Genomic DNA, 25,845 nt, shown 5'->3' with positions numbered 1-25,845 from the left:
GGCTCAGTCGACATGGGCCGCGATGGGCTCGATCAGCGGTTGCAGTTCCTGCTCGGTGTGCCAGATGTCGTAATCGGCCTGCACCGCCAGCCAGACCTTGGCCTTGCCGATCCCGGCACGTTCCAGGCGGACCGCCAGTTCCGCACGGATCGGCGCATGGCCGTTCAACACCTTGGACAGGTGCGGGCGGGCGTAGCCGATATGCCGCGCCAGCTCCGTCACGCTGATGCCCAGTTCGGGCAAGACATCCAGGCGCAGGGTGTCACCGGGGTGGGGCGGGTTGTGGATGGGCATGATCCTGCCTCCTGTTCAGTGGTAGTCCAGATAATCGACCAGTTCGATATCCGAACCTACGAAACGAAAGATCACTCGCCAGTTGCCGGACACCACCAGGGACCAATAGCCGTGCAGGTCGCCCTTGAGTGGGTGCAGCCGCCAGCCCGGCAGGTCGAGCCCGGCCGGTTCGCTGGCGTGATCCATGAACGACAGCTGGCGGGCCAGCCGGCGTGCATGCTCAGCCCGTATTCCACGAGTCGATCCGGTTTCATAGAAGGCGCGCAGGCCTTTGTGCTGAAAGGACTTGATCATGGGGTGCGAGTGTAAGGCGATACCTTACACGTGTCGTAGCGGTTTTGTATTGCAGAGAATGATCAACAACCTGTTACGAGGCCCCCTACGGGGCGTTTCTCTGTCGCAGCTCGGTTCGGCAAGGAGTCGGGCGCGGGGCTTGTGAGCGGGTAACAAAGGCTAACCAGCCGCTTCTTGCACCGCCCGTCCCATCACCCCTATAGTTCGCGCCGTCGCTGCCAATTCAGCGGCCGGGTTTGGTCACCCGAAATTAGAAGGCGCACGCGCCACCCTGGTTTGCAGGCACTTTTTCGTGTCCGCACGCTTAATGGTGGGCTGTGCGCGGGACACCTTCGGGTGTGCCGGGTGCCTTCTTCCCGGTTGACCAACCTGTGCACAGTCCGCCACCCATCGTTTGGTCACGATTGGGGCGGTCATTCATAAAGAAGGATCTAATGATGAATACCCCGGAAACTGCTGCTCACTATGTGCCGCTTAAATCCAACATAAGCCGGCCAGGTGTGTTTTTTATCAACGCCAATGCCTCCCCTGAGGCGCTGCACGAAGCCGCCGAGCAACGCATGCGCACGGCTGCCAATCTGCTGGAAACCCTCTGCTGCCTGAACTTCAGCCACGGCGATGTGAAGGACATCCCGCACATCATCGACGTGCTCTATGTCCTGACCCAGGATGGTTGCGACCTGCTGGAGGCGGCGAAATGGCGAGCCGCTGCTGAGGCTCAGCCCAGCCACTGAGGCTTGAACCTGGCCGCGCCAGCCCGGCGCGGCTTCAGGCCTTGGATTGCTCGACCCGCTCGATCATCCGGTCCCGCTGGGCCAGGGTCGGGAACAGCTTGATCCAGACCCCGGTCACCAGCAGCGTGCCGACCCCGCCCAGCACCACCGCCGGCACCGTGCCGAACCAGTGGGCGGTGACTCCGGATTCGAATTCCCCCAGCTGATTCGAGGCGCCGATGAACAGGCCGTTCACCGCGCTGACCCGGCCGCGCATTTCGTCCGGGGTTTCCAGCTGCACGAAGGAGGCGCGGATCACCATGCTGATCATGTCCGCCGCTCCCAGCACCACCAGTACCGCCAGGGAAAACCAGAACGAAGTCGAGAGGCCGAAGGCGATGGTGGCCACGCCGAATACCCCGACCGCGGTGAACATCACCCGCCCGACCTTACGCTCGACGCTAAAACGCGCCAGCCACAGCGACATCAGCAAGGCCCCCACCGCTGGCGCCGAACGCAACAGTCCCAGGCCCCAGGGGCCGGTCAGCAGGATGTCCTTGGCGAACACCGGCAACAGCGCGGTGGCACCGCCCAGCAGCACGGCGAACAGGTCCAGGGAAATGGCGCCGAGGATATCCGGGCGGCTGCGGATGAAGCGGATGCCCGCCAGCAGCGAGTCGAGGGTGGCCTTGCCCTTGTTCAATGGGGTCTGCCGAGCCGGCAGGTTGAGCATCAGCAGGCAGGCGATCAGGTACAGAACCACCGTGGGGCCGTAGACCCAGACGCTGCCGAAGGCATACAGCAAGCCGCCCAGGGCCGGGGCGACGATGGTCGCCGACTGTTGCGCCGATTGCGCGGCGGCCACCGCCCGGGGAAACAGCGCGCTGGGCACGATGCTCGGCAACAGGGCCTGGGTGGTGGGCATTTCGAAGGAGCGGGCGCCGCCGAGGAGGAAGGCCAGGATGAAGATCATTTCCCGGGTGACGTTGTCGGTCAGGCTGCCGATGGCCAGGGCCAGGGCGATCAAGGCCTGCAGCGACTGGCAGATGGCCGCCACCCGGCGCCGGTTGTAGCGGTCGGCCACATGCCCGGTGTGCAGCATGAACAGCACCCGCGGGGCGAATTCCACCAACCCCACCAGGCCAAGGTCGAGCACGTTGCCGGTGAGCTGATAGAGGTTCCAGCCAATGGCCACGGTGAGCATCTGGAAGCCGCTGGCGGTGAAGATCCGCGCCAGCCAGAACGCGATGAACGGACGATGGTGACGGAGCAGCAGAGGGTCTTGGCTGGGCATCTGGAGGCAAATCTGAGCGGGGAGTGAAACGAGATTATCACCAAGATGTAACCAATGGTTGCAGCTGGCGGAAAATTCGTTAGCCGCGCATCTATCTCGGTTTTCCGGGGAAATCTTGCCGGGTCCTTGGCGGTGCCCGCCATCGCCGCTCGCGATGGACACCAAGGTGGCGGCGATCCTGCGCATTAAGGCGGAAATGTCCGGGAAAAGCCCGGTTTTGACAGGGTGAGGCAAGCTGTCACGCGGCAAATAACCACAGAGTTGCGCGGCGAATTTAGGACTACTCTTTCAACGTTGCTTGATCCAGATCAAAACCTTTTGCAAAGGTTGATATGGTGGCCCAAGTGCCAGAATCCCTGCGTAGCGATGGTTTAAAAAAGAACGAATCCGAATTCGCCGCACTCCATATCCGTGGGGGCAGTGGGTGCAGGCCTCTGGCCGGCAGCCGGTATTACCTGACAGAGGAAAGCTTATGTTCGGTTTAGAGGCTCTAGATCTCGCCCGAATTCAGTTCGCGTTCACCATCTCGTTCCACATCCTGTTCCCGGCGATCACCATCGGCCTGGCGAGCTACCTGGCGGTGCTCGAAGGCCTCTGGCTGAAGACCCGCGACGACACCTACCGCGATCTCTACCACTTCTGGTCGAAGATCTTCGCCGTCAACTTCGGCATGGGCGTGGTCTCCGGCCTGGTGATGGCCTACCAGTTCGGCACCAACTGGAGCCGCTTCTCGGACTTTGCCGGCTCCGTCACCGGCCCCTTGCTCACCTATGAAGTGCTCACGGCCTTCTTCCTGGAAGCCGGTTTCCTCGGGGTCATGCTGTTCGGCTGGAACAAGGTCGGGCGCCGGTTGCACTTCTTCTCCACGATCATGGTGGCCATCGGCACCCTGATCTCGACCTTCTGGATCCTCTCGTCCAACAGCTGGATGCAGACCCCCCAAGGCTATGAAATCGTCAACGGCCAGGTGATCCCGGTGGATTGGCTGGCGGTGATCTTCAACCCGTCATTCCCCTACCGCCTGGCGCACATGGCTGTAGCCGCGTTCGTTGCCACGGCGTTCTTCGTCGGCTCGTCCGCAGCCTGGCACTTGCTGCGCGGGCGGGACAACCCGGCCATTCGTCGCATGCTGTCGATGGCCATGTGGATGGCCCTGATCGTGGCGCCGGTGCAGGCGGTGATCGGCGACTTCCACGGCCTCAATACCCTCAAGCACCAGCCGGCGAAAATCGCCGCCATCGAAGGTCACTGGGAAAACGTCGGCAACGAACCGACCCCGCTGATTCTCTTCGGCTGGCCGGACATGAAGGCCGAGAAAACCCGCTTCGCGGTGGAAATCCCCTACCTGGGCAGCTTGATCCTCACCCACTCCCTGGACAAGCAGGTGCCGGCGCTCAAGGAGTTCCCGCCCGAGGACCGGCCCAACTCGACCATCGTCTTCTGGTCGTTCCGGATCATGGTGGGCCTGGGCATGCTGATGATCTTCACCGGCCTGTGGAGCGTCTGGCTGCGCAAGCGCGACACCCTCTACACCTCGCGGCCGTTCCTGTACCTGACCTTGTGGATGGGCCCGTCCGGGCTGATCGCGATCCTGGCGGGCTGGTTCACCACCGAGATCGGCCGTCAGCCGTGGGTGGTCTACGGCCTGATGCGCACGGCGGACGCCTCTTCCGGGCACAGCTTTGTGCAGATGAGCATCACCCTGGCGCTGTTCGTGGTGGTGTACTTCTCGCTGTTCGGCGTGGGGATCGGCTACATGATGCGCCTGGTGCGCAAAGGCCCGGTCACCAACGAAGGTGCCGAAACCAGCCACGGTGGTCCCGGGCAGAAACGTACCCCGGCCCGTCCGCTGTCCGCAGCCGACGATGACCACGATGCCGACCACGGCACCCGCCTGAACAAGGGGAACTGAGTCATGGGTATTGATCTTCCGCTGCTCTGGGCCGTGATTATCATCTTCGGCATCATGATGTACGTGGTCATGGACGGCTTCGACCTGGGGATCGGGATTCTCTTCCCGTTCGTCAAGGACGACCGCGACCGTGACGTGATGATGAACACCGTCGCCCCGGTCTGGGACGGCAACGAAACCTGGCTGGTACTGGGCGGCGCGGCATTGTTCGGCGCCTTCCCGCTGGCCTACTCGGTGGTGCTCTCGGCGTTGTACCTGCCGCTGATCCTGATGCTGGTGGGCCTGATCTTCCGCGGTGTGGCCTTCGAGTTCCGCTTCAAGGCCAAGGAAGACAAGCGCCACATCTGGGACAAGGCCTTCATCGGCGGCTCGGTGGCAGCGACCTTCTTCCAGGGCGTGGCCCTGGGGGCGTTCATCGATGGCCTGCCGGTGGTCAACCGTCAGTTCGCCGGCGGCTCCCTGGACTGGCTGACCCCCTTCACCCTGTTCTGCGGCCTGGCGCTGGTGGTGGCCTATGCCTTGCTCGGCTGCACCTGGCTGATCATGAAGACCGAGGGCAAGCTGCAGCAGCAAATGCATGACATCGCTCGGCCCCTGGCCTATGTCGTGCTGGCCGTGATCGGCATCGTCAGTATCTGGACCCCGCTGGCCCACGCCGAGATCGCTGCACGCTGGTTCACCTTGCCGAATCTGTTCTGGTTCCTGCCGGTGCCGATCCTGGTGCTGGTGACCATGTACGGTCTGTTGCGCGCCGTGGCCCGCAATGCCCACTACACGCCGTTCCTGCTGACCCTGGTGCTGATCTTCCTCGGCTACAGCGGCCTGGGCATCAGCCTGTGGCCGAACATCGTGCCGCCGTCGATCTCCATCTGGGACGCCGCCGCGCCGCCGCAGAGCCAGGGCTTCATGCTGGTGGGTACCTTGTTCATCATCCCGTTCATCCTGGGCTACACCTTCTGGAGCTACTACGTGTTCCGCGGCAAGGTCACCCACGAAGACGGTTATCACTAGGTAGGAGCCGGCTTGCCGGCGAACAGGCCCTTGAGCCTTGTGCCCGGCTTGCCGTCGCTTTCGCTGGCAAGCCAGCTGCTACGGGAATTCGGGTTAGGCAGGAGGTGAAATCATGAGCGGTAAACACTCTTTGCAGGAAATCGAACAGGCGGAAAAGAAGCCGCTGTGGCAACGCCTGGGCTGGCTGGCAATGATCTGGGGCGGCAGTGTCCTGGCCCTGTTCGTGGTGGCCAGCCTGATGCGCATGTTCATGAGCGCCGCCGGCCTTAGCACCCACTGATCATCCCATCCCGTTGCCTTGCGGCACGGTTTCAACCCTCCCTGGTGGAGGGTTTTTTTTGCCTGTGGAGAAGGCCGCGGTGTTTCGGCGAACCCTTACTTGCGGGCCTTGAGGATCACGAACTTGGGGGTTGCCGCCACTTGCTCGACGCCGCGGAACAGCCGCGCCAGCTTGCTGTGGTAACCCAGGTGGCGGTTGCCGACGATGTACAGCGCGCCGCCCACCACCAGGGCTTCCCGGGCCTGCTGGAACATGCGCCAGGCGAGGAAGTCGCCCACCACCTGCTGCTGGTGGAACGGCGGGTTGCACAGCACCACGTCCAGGGACTGTGGCGCTTGCCCGGCCAGGCCGTCGCCGGCGCGCATCTCGGCTTCGCGCTCGCCCAGCACGGCCTGCCAGTTTTCCCGGGCCGACTGCACCGCCATGAAGGATTCGTCCACCAGGGTGTAATGGGCCTGGGGGTTGTCCAGGGCGCTGGCAATGGCCAGCACGCCGTTGCCGCAGCCCAGGTCCGCGACCCGGGCGTTGCCCAGGTTCTGCGGCAGGTGCGGGAGGAAGGCGCGGGTGCCGATGTCCAGGCCTTCACGGCAGAACACGTTGGCGTGGTTGAGCAGTTCGATGGCCGGCTGTTCCAGGCGATAGCGGGTCGGGTAGGGCGACACGACGGGCTGTTTGTCTTGCGGCGTGGCAATCAGCAGGCGAGCCTTTTTCACCGCCAGCGAAGCCTGGACCGGGCCGATGTAGCGCTCCAGCAAATCACCAGCCGCACGGGGCAGGTGCTTGACCATGGCCGCCGCCACCACCTGGGCGCCGGGGGCCAGTTGCCCCTGCAGGCGGATCAGTTGCTCTTCCAGCAAGGCCAGGGTCTTGGGTACGCGAATCAGTACCCGGTCGAACGGCCCGCTCAAGGTTTCGCTGGCCGGCACCACGCGCAGGGCGTCGAAGGGCAGGCCATTGCGCACCAGGTTCTTTTCCAGGGCCAGGGCGCCGAGGTAGGAATCGCCGCTGCTGCAGACCTGGACCTTGCCCAAAAGGCTTGCGGCCAGGGCGCCGAAGCTGTCGTTGAGCACCAGCACCCGGGTGTCGCTGGTCGGTTGCTGCTCGGCCAGGTGGTTGAGCAGGTATTCGTCCGCCGCATCGAAGGCTTGCAGCGGCTCGTTCTGCTGTTCGGGCTGGCGGATCAGGTCGAGCTGGGCGAAGGGGCTTGCAAGCAGGGGCATGGGGCGGACTCTAGGTAATCGGTGAATGTCCCGGCGGTGGGGGCTGTCGAGCGCACGGGAACCCTCGGACAGCGGCGGCGCGGGCTGTTCGAAGCGGGGCTAAATGGTACGTTTTTTTGTCGCTGATTGCCCGCGCTGTATGCCACTACAAACCGCCGGTGTTTCTGCGCGGCGCTTTGCGGGACACTAGCGCATCGGTTTTGTGGAGCCTGTCATGACTGCCAGTGAAGAAAAGTACACCCGCCAGACCCTGCTCGAGGTCCAGCCCCTGACCTCCAGCCTGTTCACCCTGCGCACCACCCGGGATGCGGGTTTTCGCTTTCGTGCCGGGCAGTTCGCCCGCCTCGGGGTGACCAAGGCCGATGGCAGCACGGTGTGGCGCGCCTATTCCATGGTGTCGTCGCCGTTCGATGAGTTTCTCGAGTTCTTTTCCATCGTGGTGCCCGGTGGCGAGTTCACCAGCGAGCTGAGCCGCCTGGAAGTGGGGGACAGCCTGCTGGTGGATCGCCAGGCTTTCGGCTACCTGACCCTGGACCGTTTCGTCGATGGCCGCGACCTCTGGTTGTTATCCACAGGCACCGGGATTGCGCCGTTCCTGTCGATCCTCCAGGACTTCGAGGTGTGGGAGAAGTTCGAGCGCATCATCCTGGTCTACAGCGTGCGCGAGGCCAGGGAGCTGGCCTATCAGCAACTGCTCGCCGAGTTGCCCCAGCGCGAATACCTGGCGGAATTTGCCCACAAGCTGCAATTCATCAGCACCGTGACCCGCGAGCAGCATCCGGGCAGCCTCAACGGGCGCATCACCCAGTTGATCGACAACGGTGAACTGGAGCGTGCCGCCGGTGTGGAGCTGAGCCCCGAGCACTCCCGGGTGATGCTCTGCGGCAACCCGCAGATGATCGACGACACCCGCGCGCTGCTCAAGCAGCGGGGCATGAGCCTGAGCCTGACCCGGCGCCCGGGGCAGGTGGCGGTGGAAAACTACTGGTAATGAAAACGGCGCCTTCAGGGCGCCGTTGTTGTATTGCAGGATCAGCCTCAGGGCTTGTTGTTCTGAGCCTTGAGCAGATCGCGGATCTCTCCCAGCAGCTCTTCTTCCTTGGTCGGCACCGGCGGCAGCGTCGGGGCCACGGCCTCTTCGCGCTTGAGACGGTTGATCACCTTGACCCCCATGAAGATGGCGAAGGCAATGATGATGAAGTCGATGATGCTCTGGATGAACTTGCCGTACGCCAAGACCACTGCCGGCGCATCGCCCGCAGCCGCCTTGAGCGTGACCGCCAGGTCCGCGAAGTTCACCCCACCGATCAGCAGGCCGATTGGCGGCATGACCACGTCGCCGACAAAGGACGAAACGATCTTGCCGAAGGCGGCGCCGATGATGATACCGACGGCCATGTCGACCACATTACCTTTGACCGCGAAGGCCTTGAATTCACTTAACACGCCCATAGGTTATTCCTTGCTACAGATGAGGTTGGTTACGGCAGTGTAATTCAGCAAAAAGCATTTTGCCGAAACAACTTTTTACAGCTCGCGGGGTTATCGACCGACAAAGAGGCAAATAGTTTATTAAAGTGCCATCAGATCGCGCGCGATATACCCCGCATCCAACGATATAACCAGAACATTCTCTCAATCGAGCGGTTACGGCCTTTCTATTTATCTTTCAAATATTTAGCCACTAGCCTCTAGCAGGCGCATCGAGATGCGCCTTATATAACTAGAGGAATACAACATGACCGCTTCTCTTGGCCTTGGGAATCTTGCCCAGCGACGCGTACTCGGCGTGCTTGCCGCCAGTATGCTTTCCCTTTCCGTACAGGCCGCCACGCTGACCCGCGACAACGGCGCGGCAGTGGGCGATAACCAGAATTCACAGACCGCGGGCGCCACCGGCCCGGTGCTGCTGCAGGATGTGCAACTGATCCAGAAACTCCAGCGGTTTGACCGCGAGCGCATTCCAGAGCGGGTGGTGCATGCTCGCGGCACCGGCGCCCACGGCACCTTCACCGTGACCGACAACCTCAGCGACCTGACCCGTGCCAAGGTCTTCGCCGCCGGAGAAGTAACCCCGGTGTTCGTGCGGTTCTCGGCAGTGGTGCATGGCAACCACTCCCCGGAAACCCTGCGTGATCCGCGCGGCTTTGCCACCAAGTTCTATACCGCAGACGGTAACTGGGACCTGGTGGGCAACAACTTTCCGACCTTCTTCATTCGTGATGCCATCAAGTTCCCGGACATGGTGCACGCATTCAAACCGGACCCGCGCACCAACCTTGACGATGACTCGCGGCGTTTCGATTTCTTCTCCCATGTTCCCGAAGCCACCCGTACTTTGACCGAGCTGTATTCCAACTCCGGCACTCCGGCCAGTTACCGGGAAATGGACGGTAATGGTGTGCACGCCTACAAGTTGATCAACGCCAAGGGCGAAGTGCACTACGTGAAGTTTCACTGGAAGAGCCTGCAAGGTCTGAAGAATCTCGACCCGAAACAAGTGGTAGAGGTCCAGGGCCGCGATTACAGCCATATGACTAATGACTTGGTAACCCACATTAATAAAGGGGACTTTCCCAAGTGGGACTTGTATGTCCAGGTATTGAAACCCGAAGACCTGGCCAAGTTTGATTTCGACCCGCTGGATGCCACCAAGATCTGGCCGGATGTGCCCGAGCGCAAAGTCGGGCAGATGGTGTTGAACCGCAACCCGGCCAACGTCTTCCAGGAAACCGAGCAAGTGGCCATGGCCCCGGCCAACCTGGTGCCGGGCATCGAGCCGTCGGAAGACCGCCTGCTGCAAGGCCGGGTGTTCTCCTATGCCGATACCCAGATGTACCGCATCGGCGCCAATGCCCTGCAACTGCCGATCAACGCACCGAAGAACCCGGTGAACAACGGCAACCAGGACGGCGCGATGAACCTGGGCCACACCAGCACCGGGGTCAACTACCAGCCAAGCCGCCTGATGCCGCGCGAAGAGCCGCAGACTGCGCGCTACAGCCAGATGGCTCTGTCGGGCAGCACCCAGCAGGCGAAGATCCAGCGCGAGCAGAACTTCAAGCAGGCCGGTGATCTGTACCGCTCCCTCAGCAAGAAGGAACGCCAGGACCTGATCGACAGCTTCGGCGGCTCCCTGGCCACCACCGATGACGAGAGCAAGCACATCATGCTGTCCTTCCTTTATAAGGCCGACCCTGAATACGGCACCGGCGTGACCAAGGTGGCCAAGGGTGACCTGGGCCGGGTCAAGGCGCTGGCGGCCAAACTCAACGACTGATGTTTCACCCCTTGTAGGAGCTGGCTTGCCGGCGAACACGGACACCGCGCGGTATCGGGCGGCCCCTTCGCCGGCAAGCCGGCTCCTACGCTTTCAAGACAGACGGAGGTGCGCCATGCGCCTGTTCATTGCGCTGCTGACCTTGGCCTGGGCCCTGGCTGTCCAGGCCCAGCCCGCCGACCCGGTGGCGGTCAAGGTCCAGCTGGAAAACTACTATTTCGATGCCGCCCGCCGTGGCGATGTGGAAATGCTCAACACCTTTATCGAGGCCGGTTACTCCCTCGATACCCAGGATGAAAAGGGCTACACCGCGCTGATTCTCGCCGCCTATCACGGCCAGGGCCTGGCGGTGGAGCGCCTGCTGGCCGCCGGGGCCAACGCCTGCGCCCAGGACAAGCGCGGCAACACGGCCTTGATGGGGGCGATCTTCAAGGGCGAGGTGCAGATTGCCCGACGCCTGCTGGCCGCCGATTGCAGCCCCGACCAGCGCAATGGTGCCGGGCAGACGGCGGCCATGTACGCCGGCCTGTTCAAGCGCGCCGAGCTGCTGGACGCACTGGCGGCCAAAGGCGCCGACCTGAATGCCGAGGATCCCCTGGGCAATAGCGCCACGCGCCTGGCCAGCGGGCAGATACGCACCGTCGCGCCGCACTGATCCGTCCTGTCTGCGCTATCATCGCGGTTTTTGCCGGGGGTTCAGATGGCCAAGGCCAAGCGCATGTACGGCTGCACCGAGTGCGGCTCCACCTTTCCCAAATGGGCCGGGCAATGCGGCGAGTGCGGGGCCTGGAACACCCTGACCGAGACCATGATCGAAAGCGGCGGCGCCGCGGCGCCTGCCGGGCGCACCGGCTGGGCCGGGCAGCAGGCGCAGATCAAGACCCTGGCGGAAGTCAGCGTCGAGGAAATTCCGCGTTTCTCTACCGCGTCCGGCGAACTCGACCGGGTGCTGGGCGGTGGCCTGGTGGACGGTTCGGTGGTGCTGATCGGCGGCGACCCGGGGATCGGCAAGTCGACCATCCTGTTGCAGACCCTGTGCAACATCGCCACGCGCATGCCGGCGCTGTACGTCACCGGTGAGGAATCCCAGCAGCAGGTAGCGATGCGCGCCCGGCGCCTGGGCCTGCCCCAGGATCAACTGCGGGTGATGACCGAAACCTGCATCGAAACCATCATCGCCACGGCCCGGGTGGAAAAACCCAAGGTCATGGTGATCGACTCGATCCAGACCATTTTCACCGAGCAACTGCAATCGGCCCCGGGCGGTGTGTCCCAGGTACGCGAGAGCGCCGCCTTGCTGGTGCGCTATGCCAAGCAGAGCGGCACGGCGATCTTCCTCGTCGGCCACGTGACCAAGGAAGGCGCCCTGGCCGGGCCGCGAGTGCTGGAGCACATGGTGGACACCGTGCTGTATTTCGAGGGCGAGTCCGACGGGCGCCTGCGTTTGCTGCGGGCGGTGAAGAACCGTTTCGGCGCGGTCAACGAGCTGGGTGTATTCGGCATGACCGACCGTGGTTTGAAGGAGGTTTCCAATCCTTCGGCGATTTTCCTCACACGTGCCCAGGAAGAGGTGCCGGGCAGTGTGGTGATGGCCACCTGGGAAGGCACCCGGCCGATGCTGGTGGAAGTCCAGGCGCTGGTGGATGACAGTCACCTGGCCAACCCGCGCCGGGTCACCCTGGGCCTGGACCAGAACCGCCTGGCCATGCTGCTGGCGGTGCTGCACCGCCATGGCGGCATTCCCACCCATGACCAGGATGTGTTCCTCAACGTGGTGGGCGGGGTCAAGGTGCTGGAGACCGCTTCCGACCTGGCGTTGATGGCGGCAGTGATGTCGAGCCTGCGCAACCGTCCGCTGCCCCATGATTTGCTGGTGTTCGGCGAGGTGGGGCTGTCCGGCGAGGTGCGCCCGGTGCCCAGTGGCCAGGAGCGCTTGAAAGAGGCGGCCAAGCACGGCTTCAAACGGGCTATCGTGCCCAAGGGCAACGCCCCCAAGGAGTCGCCGCCGGGCTTGAAGATCATTGCCGTGACCCGCCTGGAACAGGCGTTGGATGCGCTTTTCGAATAATCACGCCGGGCCCTCAGGAAAGGAAGCAGATGATGAGCATGAGCCGATTGAAAGGCTGGACACTGGGGATGGGGTTGTTCTGCAGTGCCGGGCTGGCCCTGGCGCAGCAGGCCGAGGTGCCTGAGGGCTACCGGGTGGCGCAGCAGGTGCTGGTGGGGGACGGCTCGGTGCTGGAGGTGCTGGAGGACTTGCGCATCACCCCGCAGTTGCACGCCGACAGTTGGGGCAGCGGGCTGGATGTCGACGCTTTTGCCGAGCCCGGGGAGGATCCTCCGGTCGCCCCGTTGGGGGCTCAGGCGCGTTGGGTGTCCGACAGCGGTGAGGTGCTGGCGGAGAAATCCCTGGGCTATCCCATGGCAACGGTGGAGAAGGCACCACTCAACGGCTTGCCATCCCCGGCGTTCTTCCTGACCATCGACCAGACCGCGCCGATGGGCAGCTACAGCGGCCCGGCAAGCGAAGTGCTGATGCCCGAGCAGCGCCAGCTTGATCCGGTGTTGTGTCAGGGGGAGAACGGCGAGCGGCTGCCACTGATCCTGGCGCAGACCGGCAAGGCCGCCTGGCAGATCGTTCCAGCGCGCGACGGGGGCACCGAGAGCATCCAGCAGGTGTCGTCCGCGTCCTCGGCGCAGAACGAGGAATTCATCACCACCTATCGCACCTTCCGTTTCGTCGACGGCCAGTGGACGGAGGCCTCGCGCCAGCAAGCCGGCTACTGGGACACGGAAAGCGATTTTCCCGATCCGTCACTGTTTCCCTGAGACGCACGCGACAGGGGGTTGATCAGATATCGATCAACGCCCCCAGCTCGCGCTCCAGTTCTTCCGGGTCCCCGAGGTTCAGCTCGATCAGCCGCCTGAGATGCTCGATCGACTCCAGGCCAATGTGCAGGCAGACAAAACCCAACTGGCCGTTGTCGTCATGGGCCAATTGCACGTCCATGCGCACATCGGCGTCGGGGCTGAGGTGGATGTCAGCTTCGAAAGGACGCCCTGGGTCGCCCGGCCAGGGATCGGGTCGTTCGATCAGCAGCCCCTTGAGGGACAGGTCCAGCAACCGCACCGGCCAGCGGTGGGTGCCTTGGCTGAGTTCGGTCTGCGCATCGAAGGCGATGCGCTTGAAACGTCGACGGTCGGCGTGTTGTTCGCTCATGGGCTGGCCCTCTGCGTGGTGCACTGACTATAGACCCCGGTTTATCGCTGTCGCTACCGCCAGCGCCGGAGCTGGGACGGGAGGCACGTTCAGGCGGTCCGAACAACACCGGGCCTGGGCATGGGCGAGAGGATCCTCGCGGCGCCTTGTTCACGGCCGCACTGATTTTCTGCCAACGCGGTCCCGGGTATTCATCACGCCCTGTCTTCAACTGAATTCGTTCCGAGAAAAAACCGCCTCATCAGCTAAAAGAAGGCTCTAGACCAACGTGGGGGGTGGTCTTTGGTAGCAGTAGCGCTACACTCGGAACGCGATCTTTGTGTCCAACCTGGCTGGAATATAAAAATGAAAAACAATAATAGCCTGGCACGCCATATACCCTGGCTACTGCTGGCAATCGTGGGAGCGTGCGCCCTCGGCGTCGTTGCATTGCGTCGTGGCGAGGCGATCAACGCCTTGTGGATTGTGGTGGCTGCTGTGGCCATCTATCTGGTGGCGTACCGGTATTACAGTCTGTTCATCGCCACCAACGTGATGCAGCTGGACCCGCGTCGGGCCACGCCTGCGGTGGTCAACAACGACGGTCTGGACTATGTACCGACCAACAAGCACATCCTCTTCGGTCACCATTTCGCGGCCATTGCTGGCGCAGGTCCCCTGGTGGGCCCGGTCCTGGCGGCGCAGATGGGCTACCTGCCCGGCACCCTGTGGCTGATTGCCGGGGTGGTCCTGGCCGGTGCGGTACAGGACTTCATGGTGCTGTTCCTTTCCACCCGGCGCAATGGCCGTTCCCTGGGCGACATGGTCCGTGAGGAAATGGGCCGCGTTCCGGGGACCATTGCGTTGTTCGGCTGCTTCCTGATCATGATCATCATCCTCGCGGTGCTGGCGTTGATCGTGGTCAAGGCCCTGGCCGAGAGCCCGTGGGGCATCTTCACGGTGATGGCGACCATCCCGATCGCGGTGTTCATGGGCGTCTACATGCGCTACATCCGCCCGGGGCGCATCGGCGAGATCTCGCTGATCGGCGTGGTGCTGCTGCTGGGCTCGATCTGGCTGGGGGGCCAGGTCGCGGCCGATCCGGTATGGGGCAAGATGTTCACCTTCACCGGCATCGAGATCACCTGGATGCTGATCGGCTACGGTTTCGTCGCTGCGGTGCTGCCGGTGTGGCTGATCCTGGCGCCCCGCGACTACCTGTCGACCTTCCTCAAGATCGGCACCATCATCGCCCTGGCGATCGGCATCCTGATCACCATGCCCGAGCTGAAAATGCCGGCCCTGACCCAGTTCACCGACGGCACCGGCCCGGTGTGGAAGGGCGGTCTGTTCCCGTTCCTGTTCATTACCATTGCCTGTGGCGCGGTGTCCGGCTTCCATGCGCTGATCTCCTCGGGGACCACGCCCAAGCTGCTGGATAACGAATCCAACGCCCGCTACATCGGCTACGGCGGCATGCTCATGGAGTCCTTCGTGGCGATCATGGCCATGGTCGCGGCCTCGGTGATCGAGCCGGGCGTGTACTTCGCCATGAACAGCCCGGCGGCGATTGTCGGCTCTGACGTGGTGTCAGTGGCCCAGACCGTCAGCAGTTGGGGCTTCGTCATCAGCCCCGAGCAGTTGCAGGCGGTGGCCCGGGACATCGGCGAAAACACCATCCTGGCCCGTGCCGGTGGTGCCCCGACCCTGGCGGTGGGGATCGCGCAGATCCTTCACCACGTCCTGCCGGGCGAGAACACCATGGCGTTCTGGTACCACTTCGCGATCCTGTTCGAAGCGCTGTTCATCCTCACCGCAGTGGACGCCGGCACCCGTGCCGGACGGTTCATGCTGCAGGACCTGCTGGGCTCCTTCGTTCCGGCGCTCAAGCGCACCGAGTCCTGGACCGCCAACCTGATCGCCACTGCCGGCTGCGTGGCCATGTGGGGCTACCTGCTGTATCAGGGCGTGATCGATCCGCTGGGCGGCATCAACACCCTGTGGCCACTGTTCGGCATCTCCAACCAGATGCTCGCCGGTATTGCCCTGATGCTCGGCACCGTGGTCCTGATCAAGATGAAGCGCCAGCGCTACATCTGGGTGACCCTGCTACCGGCCGTCTGGCTGCTGATCTGCACCACCACCGCGGGCTTCATCAAGCTGTTCGACGCCAACCCGGCGATCGGCTTCCTGTCGCTGGCGAAGAAATACAGCGACGCCCTGGCCAATGGACAGATCCTCGCGCCGGCCAAGGACATCACGCAGATGCAGCACGTGATCTTCAACGCCTACACCAACGCGACCCTGACCGCGCTGTTCCTGCTGGTGGTGTTCAGCATCCTGTTCTATGCGCTCAAGGTCGGTATTGCGGCCTGGGGCAGCAAGGAGCGTACGGATAAAGAAGCGCCCTATCAGGCCGTGCCGGACGCGTAAGAGAGGATTGCAAGCATGTTCAATGACCTGAGTCGCCTCGGTAAATACCTCGGTCAGGCCGCGCGCCTGATGGTCGGCATGCCCGACTACGACAACTACGTCGAGCATATGCAAACCAAGCACCCGGACAAGCCGGTGATGTCGTACGAGGCGTTCTTCCGTGAACGCCAGGAAGCCCGGTACGGCGGCAAGGGCGGTCCGAAGTGCTGTTGAAACACAGCGTTTGAGCCACACCCAGGTAGGAGCCGGCTTGCCGGCGATAGCGATTCTTCGGACGCCATCGCCGACAAGCCGGCTCCTGCGTTTTATGCGTGGGAGATCCTGTTTTGCAAAATCCTATTCCCGTCACCGTGCTCAGCGGTTTTCTCGGCGCCGGCAAGACCACCTTGCTGCGCCACCTGCTCAAGGCCGAGCACGGCCTGAAAATCGCCGTGATCGAAAACGAATTCAGCGACGCCGGTATCGATACCCAGTTGCTGGGGGACGAGCCGGTACAGGTCATGACCCTGTCCAATGGTTGCGTCTGCTGCACCATCCACACTGACCTGACCAAGGCCCTGTACTTGCTGCTGGAGCGCCTGGACAGCGGCGAGATCGCCTTCGACCGGTTGGTGATCGAGTGCACCGGGCTGGCCGATCCGGCGCCGGTGGCCCAGACCTTCTTCATCGATGAAGAGCTGCGCGAGCGCTACCTCCTCGACGGCATCATCACCCTGGTGGACGCCAAGCACGCCGAGTTCCACCTGACTCAGACCATTGCCCAGGCACAGATCGGCTTTGCCGACCGGCTGCTGGTGAGCAAGCGCGACCTGGTGGACGAGGCAACGTTCGAAGCCCTCAGCCAGCGCCTGACCCGGATCAACCGCCGGGCGCCTATCCGGGTGGTGGAGCACGGCAGGATCGACCTGGCCGAGCTGCTGGATGTCCGCGGCTTCAACCTCAATGCCGATCTGGGCGGCGGCATCAGCCTGCGACCAGTGAGCAAGGCTCCCTCGGTGGATCGGATTTCCAGCCTGGTGCTGCGCACCGAGCAGCCCCTGGACCTGGACCGCCTCAGCGAATTCATGAATGAGCTGCTGGAAGACCACGGCAAGCAGTTGCTGCGCTACAAGGGCGTACTGAACATCATCGATGAACCCCGGCGCATGGTGTTCCAGGGCGTGCTCAAGCTCTACGGTTTCGATTGGGACACCGAGTGGGCTGCAGAGGAGGGGCGAGAGAGCGTAATGGTGTTCATCGCCGATGACCTGCCGGAAGCAAAGATCCGCGAAGGGTTCGCCCGGATGCTGGCGCAGTAGGTTGCGCCAGCCAGCCGGCTGCTACAGGTCGCCCAGCAATCGCAGCTGCAGATGATCCAGGTGCTGGTTCATCAGGCTCTCGGCCTTGCTGGCGTCAGCCGCCTGCAACGCGTCGACCAGGGCTGAGTGCTCCTGCCAGGCACAGGAGTGGCGGGCCAGGCCTCCGAACTGGGCGATGGCCAGGGAGGTCAGCGGCACCAGGCTGCCGAGGAACTGGGCCAGGGGCCCGTTGCCGGCGATCTGTGCCAGTTGCAAGTGAAACTCCCCGGAAAGCCGGATCGCCGGTCCGCGCTGATCACGCTCGATGGCCTCGCGCTCCCGGGCGATCAACTGACGCAGGGGCTGCAGCTGCTGCCGGGGTTGCTGGCAGGCCAGGTGTACCAAGGTGATTTCCGTGAGGCGCCGGGCGTGCAGGATCTGCCGGGTCTGCTCCTGATCCGGCGCCGCTACCTGGGGCCGATGATTGGGCCGCAGGATGATCACCTGCTGGTGCGACAGGCGTGCCAGCACCTGGCGGATGATGCTGCGGCTGACGCCGAAGGCCTGGCCCAGGCTGTCCTCGGTGAAGCGGCTGCCGGGGGCGATGCGCAGTTCGAGAATGGCGTCGAAGATCTGCGGGTAGACGTCATCGACCAGCAGTTTCTTTTCGCCGCACGGCCGCCGGGGCAGGCTGGCCACCCGGGTGAAGGGGTTGTTTTTCAGGGCGTAGCTGACCATGGCCTGTCTCCAGTCCAGTTGCTGACACGGGGGTGATTACGAGGCGTTGGGGCCCAGGTGATCGTCCGGAATATTCAGTTCGATGCCCATGCGCTGGCCTTCCTGGAGGATGTGCCGACGCATCTCGGCGCTGGCCAGGGCACTGTTCTTGTTGCGGATCGCCCGCACCACCGCTTCATTTTCCTCCAGGCGCTCGGCCAGGTGCTCCGGCGAGTTACGCAGGATCTGCGCACTTTGCTTGAGGGCATTGCTGGTCTGCTGCACCACGTTCTGGAAGATCGGGTTGGAAGTCAGGGTGAACAGCTCTTCGTGGAAGGCGATGTAGGCGTTGACCCCAGCCTCGCTGTCGCCGGCCTCCAGGGCTTCGCGCATGTCCATCAGGGTCAGGCGCAACTGGCCGACTTCCTTGCTGCTGATGGATTGCGCCACCAGCCCGACGATAAAGGGCTCCAGGGTGTAGCGCAGTTGCAGCACATCTTCGAGGCTGGCGCCGGCCACCGAGTCGCTGCTCTGTGCTTCGTCCAGGGGCGCTTCCAGCACCACCACGCCCTTGCCGGGCATGGAGCGCACCAGGCCCAGGGTTTCCAGGACGATCACCGCTTCGCGCAGGCTGGGACGGCTGATGCCCAGTTGCTCGGCCAATTCACGTTGCCCAGGCAGCATGTCGCCGGAGCGCCACTGGCCACGGGCCAGGGCGGCCCGGAGCTTTTCTACCACTGAATTCACAACCGTTGACGAGCTGATCACTGTTGACTCCATGAACTGTCGGTAGCGCGAAGTGTGCGCGCTGATTGTTGTGCCTGCCCGGGGCAGGCACAAGGTTGGATCAAAATTCCTGCTGGTGGGCGGCTGCCAGGGGTTTACGCGGCTGGAAGGCATAGCCTTGCTGACCGCTCAGGACCTTGTTGGCGCGCTGCACATCGATGTCCTTCTCCCAGCGGGCGATGGCGACGGTCGCCACGCAGTTGCCGATCAGGTTGGTCAGGGCGCGGCCGATGCCCATGAACCAGTCCACTGCCAGCACCAGCACCAGGCCCACCACCGGAATCGCCGGGATCGCGGTCAGGGTCGCCGCCAGGATCACCAGGGCCGAACCGGGAATGCCGTGGGCACCCTTGGAGGTGATCAGCGACACCAGGAGGATGGTCAGCAGGTCCGACATCGACAGCGGCGTACCGGTGGCGTTGGCAATGAAGACAATGGCCAGGGTCAGGTAGATGGAGAAGCCGTCCAGGTTGAACGAGTAGCCGGTGGGAATCACCAGGCCCACGGTGGAGCTGCCGATCCCCAGGTGCTCCAGCTTGCGCATGATCTGCGGCAGCACGGCATCGGAAGAGGCGGTGCCGAGGACGATCAGCAGTTCTTCGCGCAGGTACTTGAGGAAGGGCAGCATGCGCAGGCCCGAGACGCGCATGACAATGCCCAGGATCACCGCGACGAAGGCGAAGCAGGTCAGGTAGAACAGGCCCACCAGGCTGCCCAGGTGCTGCAGCGAATCCAGGCCGTATTTGCTGGTGGTGAAGGCGATGGCGCCGAACACACCGATGGGCGCCAGGCGCACGATCATGCCCATGATGCGGAAGATCACGTGGCTCAACTCATTGATCAGGCGCGAGATGCCGGAAGCCGCCTCGCCCACCAGGTTCAGGGCGCTGCCGAACAGCACCGAGAACAGCAGCACCTGGAGGATGTTGTTCTCGGCGAAGGCGCCGATCACCGAGGTGGGAATCAGGTCCATGAGGAACTGGGTGGTGGTGTGCATGTGCTGGCCGCGCTGGGCGATGTCGCCCATGTCCGCCGTGGACAACTGCTCCAGGTGGATGTTGGCGCCGCTGCCGATGCCGGTGCTGAAGGCCATGATCAGGCCGATCACCAGGGCGATGGTGGTGAGAATCTCGAAGTAGATCACCGATTTCAGGCCGATGCGGCCGACTTTCTTCAGGTCGCCGGCACCGGAAATGCCGCTGACCACCACGCAGAACACGATCAGGCCGATCAGCATCTTGATCAGCTTGATAAAGCCGTCGCCCAGCGGTTTGAGCTGTGAGGAGTATTCGGGAAGGGTGAGTCCGCAAACGATGCCGAGCATCAGTCCGAGAACAACCTGGAGGAAAATCGAACGCGAGCACCATCTGAGCATGGGGAGGAATCCTGGTCGGTGTCCTGTCTGCCGCGAGCCTGGGAGGCATTGCGGATGGAGGACTTAATTATTGTGGTCTTACCGGTATGTCCAGTGCAGGCGCAGTCTACGCTCGGGTTTTGCGGGTTTACAAGAGGAAATATAAAAATTGGCATGACCGGTCTTACCAGTTGTTCGACCTTTGGCGCCTGTCCGGTAAATCCAGGCCATTGCCCCGGCAGATTGGGCGCTCGGGTTGCAAGCCTGTTGCGAGTAGCCAGGGTTGCGTCTGTTCCGGGGCCGTGGCTCGTTTCAGGCGCGAGCGGGTGGTTGCGGCTGGTGGTGGTCTTGCGGGCATGAAAAAGCCCGGCACGGGGCCGGGCTTTTTTGGGGCTGCGATCTGCGGGCTGATTAAGCGCCGTATACCGGCAGCTTCTTGCAGATGGCCTTGACCTTTTCACGTACGGCGTCGATCACCGCTTCGTTGGAGAGGTCTGCCAGGATGTCGCAGATCCAGCCGGCCAGTTCCTTGCACTCGGCTTCCTTGAAGCCGCGGGTGGTCACGGCCGGAGTACCGAAGCGCAGGCCGGAAGTGACGAACGGCGAGCGTGGGTCGTTTGGCACGGAGTTCTTGTTCACGGTGATGAAGGCTTTGCCCAGAGCGGCGTCAGCGTCTTTACCGGAGATGTCCTGCTTGATCAGCGACAGCAGGAACAGGTGGTTCTTGGTACCACCGGACACCACGTCGAAACCGCGCTCGATGAACACTTCGGCCATGGCCTGGGCGTTCTTCACCACTTGTTCCTGGTAAGCCTTGAACTCAGGCTGCAGTGCTTCCTTGAAGCAGATGGCCTTGGCGGCGATCACGTGCTCCAGTGGGCCGCCCTGGGCACCCGGGAATACGGCGGAGTTGAGCTTCTTCTCGATGTCGGCGTTGGCGCGAGCCAGGATCAGGCCGCCACGTGGACCGCGCAGGGTCTTGTGGGTGGTGGTGGTCACCACGTCGGCGAATGGCACCGGGTTCGGGTAGACGCCAGCGGCGACCAGACCGGCCACGTGGGCCATGTCGACGAACAGGTAGGCACCGACCTTGTCGGCGATCTCGCGGAAACGCGGGAAGTCGAGGATCTGCGAGTAGGCGGAGAAGCCGGCCACGATCATTTGCGGCTTGTGCTCGACGGCCAGGCGCTCGACTTCGTCGTAGTCGATCAGGCCGTTGGCGTCGATGCCGTATTGAACGGCGTTGTACAGCTTGCCGGAGGAGGAAACGCTGGCACCGTGGGTCAGGTGGCCGCCGTGGGCCAGGCTCATGCCCAGGATGGTGTCACCGCCTTGCAGCAGGGCCAGGTACACGGCCGCGTTGGCCTGGGAACCGGCGTGAGGCTGGACGTTGGCGTAGTCGGCGCCGAACAGCTCCTTGGCGCGGTCGATGGCCAGCTGTTCAACCACGTCGACGTATTCGCAGCCGCCGTAGTAGCGCTTGCCCGGATAACCTTCGGCGTACTTGTTGGTCAGCACCGAGCCTTGAGCTTCCATCACCGCAGGGCTGGTGTAGTTTTCCGAAGCGATCAGCTCAATGTGCTCTTCCTGACGCTGAGCTTCTTGCTCCATGGCGGCAAAGAGATCGGCGTCGTACTTGGCAATAGTCAAATCACGGCTGAACATGGCGGTCCTCAAGGATCGGGGGCAGAAAAGGGAGGCATTCTAACCCAATGGGTTTTAGATGGCATATGAAAGGACATCATGTCGCAGACAAGTGGCCTTCACGTCACGGCTTAGCTTCCGTAGGAGCTGGCTTGCCAGCGAAGAGGCCCCTGAGAGCGCCTTCGCCGGCTAACCGGCTCCTACAGAGGGTCGGGGTCAATCGAACATGAACAGGGCGTCGTTGCTGAACTGGGCTTCGAAGCGGTTGGCCGGCATCGGGCGGCCGAACAGGTAGCCCTGGACTTCGTCGCAACCGTGCTCGCGGAGGAAATCCAGTTGTTCATGGGTCTCCACGCCTTCGGCGATCACCGCCAGGTTCAGGCTGTGGGCCATGGCGATGATGGCCCGGGCGATCTGCGCGTCCTGCTCGCCGGACGGCAGGCCATCGACGAAGGTGCGGTCGATCTTCAGCACGTCGATGGGGAACTGCTTGAGGTAGTTCAGCGAGGAGTAGCCGGTGCCGAAGTCGTCCACCGCGATGCTCAAGCCGAGGTTCTTCAGGCCGTCGAGGATCTGCATCGCTTCGCTGACTTCGCGCATCAGGATGCTCTCGGTCAGCTCCAGCTCCAGGCAGGCAGGCGGCAGGCCGGTGTCCTTGAGGATGGTGGCGATGCGCATGCCCAGGTGGCCGTCGGAGAATTGCCGGGCCGAGATGTTCACCGAAACCTTTGGCACCCGCACCTTGGCCTGGTGCCAGGCCTTGAGCTGGCGGCAGGCTTCGCTGATCACCCAGTCGCCGACATCCACCACCAGCCCCAGTTCTTCGAGGACCGGGATGAAATCTCCCGGCGGCACCAGCCCACGCCGCGGATGGCGCCAGCGCAGCAGCGCCTCGGCGCCGGTCAGGCGTTTGCCGTCGCCGCTGAACTGTGGCTGGTAATACAGCACGAACTCTTCCTGTTCCAGGGCATGGCGCAGGTCGCTTTCCAGTTCCAGGCGCTCCAGGGCGCTGGCGTTCATGTCGGCCTGGTAGAACTGGAAATTGTTCTTGCCGCGCTCCTTGGCGTGGTACATCGCGGTGTCGGCGTTCTTCATCAACTGGCTCAGTTCGTTGCCGTCCTGAGGGCTCAGGGCGATGCCGATACTGGCGGTGACGAAGAACTCGCGGCCTTCCAGGACGAATGGCGTCACCAGGCTGGCAAGGATCTGCTCGGCCACGTGGATTGCCCGGTTCAGGGCTATGTCGCGGCTGGCGCGCGGTTGCAGGAGCAAGGTGAACTCGTCGCCGCCCATGCGCGCCACGGTGTCGTCATCGTCGACGCAGCCCAGCAGGCGAGTGGCCATTTCCTTGAGCATGCGGTCGCCGGCGGCATGGCCCAGGGAGTCGTTGATCGGCTTGAAACGGTCCAGGTCGAGGAACATCAGCACCACCCAGGACTTCTGCCGTTCGGCCGATTGCAGGGCGGTGTGCAGGCGATCCTGGAACAGGGTGCGGTTGGGCAGGTGAGTCAGGGCGTCGTAGTAGGCCAGGCGGTGGATGCGCTGTTCGCTGGCTTTGCGCTCGCTGATGTCGCTGAAGAAGCACACGTAGCTGGCCAGGTCGCCTTCGTCGTCGAGCACTGCGGTGATCCCGACCCAGGCCGGGTAGTGCTCGCCATTGCGGCGCTTGAGCCAGACTTCGCCTTCCCAGGTGCTGTGCTGGTTCAACTGCTTGAGCACATAGCGCAGGTGGGCTTCCTGCTGGTCATCCACGGTGAGCATGTTCGGCAGCTGGTCGAGCACTTGGGAAACCGCGTACCCGCTGACCCGGCTGAAGGCTTCGTTGGCCTGGACAATGTAGCCGGCGGGGTCGGTGATCAGGATCGCCGAGGTCGAATGCTCGAATACCGTGGCCGCCATGCGCAGGTCTTTCTCTGCTCGGCGCTGCTGGCTGATGTCGCGACCCACGCCGAGCACGCCCTCGAAGGCGCCATGTTCGTCCCAGACCAGCACCAGGCGCAGTTCGATGGGGATCTTGCGACCGTCGGCCCGCAGGCAGTCGAACAGGAACAGCTGGGTCTGCACCTGGCTGCGCAGTTGCGCCAGTTGCTCGGGTTTGTCCAGAGCCTTGCTGACTCGGTCCATCAGGGTATAGATGCCGGTCAACTGCTGCGGGTTGGCAATGGTCGACTGCCAGCCGTTCTGGAAAATCCACTCCACGTCGTAGCCAAGCACCGCGTGCACCGAAGGGCTGACGTAGTTCAGCGAGAGCTTGCTGTCGGTGGAGAAGATCACGTCGCTGATGCTTTCGGCGAGCATGCGGTAGCGTTGCTCGCTGTCACGCAGGGATTCGCTGGCCTCGATCTGGTCGGTGATGTCCTTGGCTACACCGATGATCCGCGTCACCTGGTTGTAGCGATCCCGGGCCAGGGCCTGTTCACGGATTTCGAAGCGTCGCCATTGACCGCTGCGATGGCGAAAGCGCAGTTGGCATTGCAGCAGTTGGGCATAGGCCGAATGTCGTTGTTCCTGGCGCAGGCGGTGATAGAGATCGGCGTCCTCCGGGTGCAGGAGGATCTCCCAGAAGTACTCGCCCATCTGGTGCAGTTCGGTCTTGTTGTAGCCCAGGGTCTGGCCCAGGTGGTGGTTGCTGAAGATCATCCGCTGGCTGATCACGTCCTGCACGTACAGGTGATCGGGTACGGTGCGCACCACATCCGACCAGAAGCCTTCGCGCTCCAGCAGTGACAGCTCGATCAGCTTGCGGCTGGTGATGTCGCTGATGCTGAGGATCACTGCGTTGTAGTCGGCCAAGTCTTCCGGCAGGCGCAGTACCAGCCACAGGTGCTGGTCGTGGCCCTGGGCGTCGCCGAGCTTGATTTCCAGCTCCAGCTGTTTCTGCTGGCTGACCACGGCTTCCAGCAACTGGCTGCCGATGGCGTTGCCATTGTTCGGGCAGCCCTCGATCAACAGTTGCCAGGCCTGGTCGCTGGATTCGACATTGAGCAGGCGCAGGGCCACCTGGTTGACTTCGGTGATGCGCAGTTCCTGCAGCAACTGGCGGCGGTGGTCCGGGTGGTCGTTCTGCCACTGCTTGAGCTGGTCGCTGTTGTGCAGGTGATGTTTTTCGAGAACCCCCGGCAACCCGGCGATGTCCAGGACGCACAGGGCTACGCCGGTGCCTTCGAAAATGTCCTGGTAGCGCCGCCGGCCCTCATGCAATTGGCGCTGGCGGCGCCGCATGTTCAGCAGGGCAATCACCGGCAGCAGGGAGAAGGCCAGGCCCAGCAGGCACTTGCCGATAAAGGCCGGCAGCAGTTCCTCGATCACCGCGCGCTCGTCGAACAGGCCGCGCAGCTGCCAGTCGCTGTTGCTCAGGGGGACCAGCAGGACGCTGCTGGCCACTTCGTCGGGGTCCAGCATGCCCGGAGTGGGGGTACTGCGCTCGTCACGCTTGATCACCTGGCGGCTCAGGCGATTCTCGATCACCCAGGTCGGCTTGAAGCCTTCCTCGCTCTGGCGCACCAGGGTCTGCAGGAAACTGGGGGCCATGCGCAGGACCCAGAAGCCGTGGCTCGCGCCACTGGCCTGCCGCAGCAGCACATGCACCACCGAGCCGTCGGCCGGGTTGCTGTAGTAATAACGTTGGGAACGGCTGCGCTGGACCAGATCAGCGAGCCAGGGAGCATCCTGGCTGTCGGTAGCGCTGTCGCCGAGGATCTGGCCCTTGGCGTCCAGCAGGGCAAAGCTGCGCACGTCCGGCAGGGAGCGCTGAAGCTTGTGCAGCAGTTGCTGCTGTTGCTGGGCATCCTGGGGGGCTTCGACTATGGGCAGCAGGTTGAGGGCAATCTGGGCATTGAGCGCCAGGTTCAGGCTCAGGTGGTCGGCCAGGTCGGCGCTGTAGTCGATGGCATGTTGATATTGGTCCTTGCGGGTTTGCTGCAGTTGATCCAGCAACTGCCAGAACAACAGGGCCAGGAGCAACAGCACCAGCGTTGCCAGTGCGCCTTTGAGTGTGCCGCGCAAAGGATAGGCCGGCCCAGGGGCTGTGGCGCGCGCGGGCTGTGGCGGAATGACGTTGAACAAGCTGTGATCCTGCGGTTTGGCTGGGCTGGCGCGACGTGCACTATAAGCCGGACGCCCGAAGGGCGGCTAGCA

The 25,845-nt window shown here is 63.2% G+C and carries 23 protein-coding genes; 12 read left to right on the top strand and 11 right to left on the bottom strand.

The window, feature by feature from the left end; all coding sequences use genetic code 11:
• Positions 1-3 precede the first annotated feature (3 nt).
• A complete protein-coding gene (locus tag ACZ5BO_RS30445) occupies positions 4-294 on the bottom strand; it encodes a HigA family addiction module antitoxin (protein WP_025129225.1) in 291 nt (96 codons plus the stop codon).
• A gap of 15 nt (positions 295-309) precedes the next feature.
• Positions 310-588, bottom strand: a complete 279-nt coding sequence (locus ACZ5BO_RS30440; RefSeq protein WP_025129224.1) for a type II toxin-antitoxin system RelE/ParE family toxin — start codon at positions 586-588, stop codon at positions 310-312.
• Positions 589-1,025: 437 nt separating this feature from the next.
• Between ACZ5BO_RS30440 and ACZ5BO_RS30435 the strand changes: the two genes are divergently transcribed.
• A complete protein-coding gene (locus ACZ5BO_RS30435; protein WP_019096028.1) occupies positions 1,026-1,322 on the top strand; it encodes a hypothetical protein in 297 nt (98 codons plus the stop codon).
• 34 nt (positions 1,323-1,356) lie between these two features.
• Here ACZ5BO_RS30435 and ACZ5BO_RS30430 read toward each other — a convergent pair whose 3' ends face one another.
• Positions 1,357-2,595: an MFS transporter gene (locus tag ACZ5BO_RS30430; protein ID WP_464697311.1), complete on the bottom strand. Its 1,239-nt coding sequence runs from the start codon at positions 2,593-2,595 to the stop codon at positions 1,357-1,359.
• A gap of 472 nt (positions 2,596-3,067) precedes the next feature.
• Here ACZ5BO_RS30430 and ACZ5BO_RS30425 point away from each other — a divergent pair, with 472 nt between their 5' ends.
• The 3 genes from ACZ5BO_RS30425 (at position 3,068) to ACZ5BO_RS30415 (ending at position 5,798) form a co-directional block, all read left to right on the top strand.
• Positions 3,068-4,507 (top strand): cytochrome ubiquinol oxidase subunit I, encoded by a 1,440-nt coding sequence (locus tag ACZ5BO_RS30425; protein WP_025129222.1) that lies wholly within the window; start codon positions 3,068-3,070, stop codon positions 4,505-4,507.
• A 3-nt stretch (positions 4,508-4,510) separates the two neighbouring features.
• Positions 4,511-5,518, top strand: a complete 1,008-nt coding sequence (cydB, locus tag ACZ5BO_RS30420; RefSeq protein WP_464697310.1) for a cytochrome d ubiquinol oxidase subunit II — start codon at positions 4,511-4,513, stop codon at positions 5,516-5,518.
• A 112-nt stretch (positions 5,519-5,630) separates the two neighbouring features.
• The gene (locus tag ACZ5BO_RS30415; RefSeq protein ID WP_081818670.1) at positions 5,631-5,798 is read left to right on the top strand and encodes a DUF2474 domain-containing protein; all 168 of its coding nucleotides are present in this window, start codon (positions 5,631-5,633) and stop codon (positions 5,796-5,798) included.
• 95 nt (positions 5,799-5,893) lie between these two features.
• On the opposite strand, the gene ACZ5BO_RS30410 is transcribed toward ACZ5BO_RS30415, so the two are convergent.
• Complete coding sequence (locus tag ACZ5BO_RS30410; protein ID WP_464697309.1) at positions 5,894-7,018, bottom strand: methyltransferase; 1,125 nt, start codon at positions 7,016-7,018, stop codon at positions 5,894-5,896.
• A 214-nt stretch (positions 7,019-7,232) separates the two neighbouring features.
• Between ACZ5BO_RS30410 and ACZ5BO_RS30405 the strand changes: the two genes are divergently transcribed.
• Positions 7,233-8,009 carry a ferredoxin--NADP reductase gene (locus ACZ5BO_RS30405; protein WP_025129219.1) on the top strand — a complete coding sequence of 259 codons (777 nt, stop codon included), beginning with the start codon at positions 7,233-7,235 and terminating at the stop codon, positions 8,007-8,009.
• A 47-nt stretch (positions 8,010-8,056) separates the two neighbouring features.
• Here the strand turns inward: ACZ5BO_RS30405 and mscL are convergent, their stop codons facing one another.
• The gene (gene mscL / locus ACZ5BO_RS30400) at positions 8,057-8,470 is read right to left on the bottom strand and encodes a large-conductance mechanosensitive channel protein MscL (RefSeq protein ID WP_025129218.1); all 414 of its coding nucleotides are present in this window, start codon (positions 8,468-8,470) and stop codon (positions 8,057-8,059) included.
• Between the two features lie 286 nt (positions 8,471-8,756).
• On the opposite strand from mscL, the gene katB reads away from it, so the two are divergent.
• The 4 genes from katB (at position 8,757) to ACZ5BO_RS30380 (ending at position 13,127) form a co-directional block, all read left to right on the top strand.
• Positions 8,757-10,298, top strand: a complete 1,542-nt coding sequence (katB, locus tag ACZ5BO_RS30395) for a catalase KatB (RefSeq protein ID WP_025129217.1) — start codon at positions 8,757-8,759, stop codon at positions 10,296-10,298.
• Between the two features lie 115 nt (positions 10,299-10,413).
• Positions 10,414-10,953: an ankyrin repeat domain-containing protein gene (locus ACZ5BO_RS30390; protein ID WP_464697308.1), complete on the top strand. Its 540-nt coding sequence runs from the start codon at positions 10,414-10,416 to the stop codon at positions 10,951-10,953.
• A gap of 45 nt (positions 10,954-10,998) precedes the next feature.
• A complete protein-coding gene (gene radA, locus ACZ5BO_RS30385; protein WP_025129215.1) occupies positions 10,999-12,366 on the top strand; it encodes a DNA repair protein RadA in 1,368 nt (455 codons plus the stop codon).
• Positions 12,367-12,398: 32 nt separating this feature from the next.
• Positions 12,399-13,127, top strand: coding sequence for a hypothetical protein (locus ACZ5BO_RS30380; RefSeq protein ID WP_025129214.1), 729 nt, complete (start codon positions 12,399-12,401; stop codon positions 13,125-13,127).
• A gap of 22 nt (positions 13,128-13,149) precedes the next feature.
• Here the strand turns inward: ACZ5BO_RS30380 and ACZ5BO_RS30375 are convergent, their stop codons facing one another.
• Complete coding sequence (locus ACZ5BO_RS30375) at positions 13,150-13,518, bottom strand: PilZ domain-containing protein (protein WP_025129213.1); 369 nt, start codon at positions 13,516-13,518, stop codon at positions 13,150-13,152.
• 345 nt (positions 13,519-13,863) lie between these two features.
• On the opposite strand from ACZ5BO_RS30375, the gene ACZ5BO_RS30370 reads away from it, so the two are divergent.
• The 3 genes from ACZ5BO_RS30370 (at position 13,864) to yjiA (ending at position 17,228) form a co-directional block, all read left to right on the top strand.
• The gene (locus tag ACZ5BO_RS30370; protein ID WP_025129212.1) at positions 13,864-15,930 is read left to right on the top strand and encodes a carbon starvation CstA family protein; all 2,067 of its coding nucleotides are present in this window, start codon (positions 13,864-13,866) and stop codon (positions 15,928-15,930) included.
• 15 nt (positions 15,931-15,945) lie between these two features.
• The gene (locus tag ACZ5BO_RS30365) at positions 15,946-16,143 is read left to right on the top strand and encodes a YbdD/YjiX family protein (protein WP_007937254.1); all 198 of its coding nucleotides are present in this window, start codon (positions 15,946-15,948) and stop codon (positions 16,141-16,143) included.
• A 113-nt stretch (positions 16,144-16,256) separates the two neighbouring features.
• Positions 16,257-17,228: a GTPase gene (yjiA, locus tag ACZ5BO_RS30360; protein WP_464697307.1), complete on the top strand. Its 972-nt coding sequence runs from the start codon at positions 16,257-16,259 to the stop codon at positions 17,226-17,228.
• A gap of 21 nt (positions 17,229-17,249) precedes the next feature.
• Here the strand turns inward: yjiA and ACZ5BO_RS30355 are convergent, their stop codons facing one another.
• The 5 genes from ACZ5BO_RS30355 to ACZ5BO_RS30335 form a co-directional block, all read right to left on the bottom strand.
• Positions 17,250-17,945 (bottom strand): GntR family transcriptional regulator, encoded by a 696-nt coding sequence (locus tag ACZ5BO_RS30355; protein WP_276495490.1) that lies wholly within the window; start codon positions 17,943-17,945, stop codon positions 17,250-17,252.
• Between the two features lie 36 nt (positions 17,946-17,981).
• Positions 17,982-18,692: a FadR/GntR family transcriptional regulator gene (locus ACZ5BO_RS30350; protein WP_025129209.1), complete on the bottom strand. Its 711-nt coding sequence runs from the start codon at positions 18,690-18,692 to the stop codon at positions 17,982-17,984.
• 79 nt (positions 18,693-18,771) lie between these two features.
• Positions 18,772-20,085 (bottom strand): C4-dicarboxylate transporter DctA, encoded by a 1,314-nt coding sequence (locus ACZ5BO_RS30345; protein ID WP_025129208.1) that lies wholly within the window; start codon positions 20,083-20,085, stop codon positions 18,772-18,774.
• A 390-nt stretch (positions 20,086-20,475) separates the two neighbouring features.
• The gene (glyA, locus tag ACZ5BO_RS30340) at positions 20,476-21,729 is read right to left on the bottom strand and encodes a serine hydroxymethyltransferase (protein ID WP_025129207.1); all 1,254 of its coding nucleotides are present in this window, start codon (positions 21,727-21,729) and stop codon (positions 20,476-20,478) included.
• Positions 21,730-21,924: 195 nt separating this feature from the next.
• Entirely contained in the window at positions 21,925-25,773 is a 3,849-nt protein-coding gene (locus ACZ5BO_RS30335) for a sensor domain-containing protein (RefSeq protein WP_025129206.1), read from the bottom strand.
• Between the last annotated feature and the right edge of the window lie 72 nt (positions 25,774-25,845).

Source organism: Pseudomonas sp. FFPRI_1, assembly GCF_055384485.1.
The sequence above is the reverse complement of the archived record's forward strand: the minus strand, read 5'-3'. Positions and strand labels throughout refer to the sequence as shown.

Coding starts and splice junctions, on each gene's coding strand:
- ACZ5BO_RS30355 (WP_276495490.1), bottom strand. CDS start 17,945: ATGGTCAGCTACGCCCTGAAAAACAACCCCTTCACCCGGGTGGCCAGC.
- ACZ5BO_RS30410 (WP_464697309.1), bottom strand. CDS start 7,018: ATGCCCCTGCTTGCAAGCCCCTTCGCCCAGCTCGACCTGATCCGCCAG.
- ACZ5BO_RS30365 (WP_007937254.1), top strand. CDS start 15,946: ATGTTCAATGACCTGAGTCGCCTCGGTAAATACCTCGGTCAGGCCGCG.
- katB (WP_025129217.1), top strand. CDS start 8,757: ATGACCGCTTCTCTTGGCCTTGGGAATCTTGCCCAGCGACGCGTACTC.
- ACZ5BO_RS30375 (WP_025129213.1), bottom strand. CDS start 13,518: ATGAGCGAACAACACGCCGACCGTCGACGTTTCAAGCGCATCGCCTTC.
- ACZ5BO_RS30370 (WP_025129212.1), top strand. CDS start 13,864: ATGAAAAACAATAATAGCCTGGCACGCCATATACCCTGGCTACTGCTG.
- ACZ5BO_RS30440 (WP_025129224.1), bottom strand. CDS start 588: ATGATCAAGTCCTTTCAGCACAAAGGCCTGCGCGCCTTCTATGAAACC.
- ACZ5BO_RS30380 (WP_025129214.1), top strand. CDS start 12,399: ATGAGCATGAGCCGATTGAAAGGCTGGACACTGGGGATGGGGTTGTTC.
- ACZ5BO_RS30430 (WP_464697311.1), bottom strand. CDS start 2,595: ATGCCCAGCCAAGACCCTCTGCTGCTCCGTCACCATCGTCCGTTCATC.
- ACZ5BO_RS30435 (WP_019096028.1), top strand. CDS start 1,026: ATGAATACCCCGGAAACTGCTGCTCACTATGTGCCGCTTAAATCCAAC.
- cydB (WP_464697310.1), top strand. CDS start 4,511: ATGGGTATTGATCTTCCGCTGCTCTGGGCCGTGATTATCATCTTCGGC.
- ACZ5BO_RS30405 (WP_025129219.1), top strand. CDS start 7,233: ATGACTGCCAGTGAAGAAAAGTACACCCGCCAGACCCTGCTCGAGGTC.
- ACZ5BO_RS30445 (WP_025129225.1), bottom strand. CDS start 294: ATGCCCATCCACAACCCGCCCCACCCCGGTGACACCCTGCGCCTGGAT.
- radA (WP_025129215.1), top strand. CDS start 10,999: ATGGCCAAGGCCAAGCGCATGTACGGCTGCACCGAGTGCGGCTCCACC.
- ACZ5BO_RS30425 (WP_025129222.1), top strand. CDS start 3,068: ATGTTCGGTTTAGAGGCTCTAGATCTCGCCCGAATTCAGTTCGCGTTC.
- ACZ5BO_RS30345 (WP_025129208.1), bottom strand. CDS start 20,085: ATGCTCAGATGGTGCTCGCGTTCGATTTTCCTCCAGGTTGTTCTCGGA.
- glyA (WP_025129207.1), bottom strand. CDS start 21,729: ATGTTCAGCCGTGATTTGACTATTGCCAAGTACGACGCCGATCTCTTT.
- mscL (WP_025129218.1), bottom strand. CDS start 8,470: ATGGGCGTGTTAAGTGAATTCAAGGCCTTCGCGGTCAAAGGTAATGTG.
- ACZ5BO_RS30415 (WP_081818670.1), top strand. CDS start 5,631: ATGAGCGGTAAACACTCTTTGCAGGAAATCGAACAGGCGGAAAAGAAG.
- ACZ5BO_RS30390 (WP_464697308.1), top strand. CDS start 10,414: ATGCGCCTGTTCATTGCGCTGCTGACCTTGGCCTGGGCCCTGGCTGTC.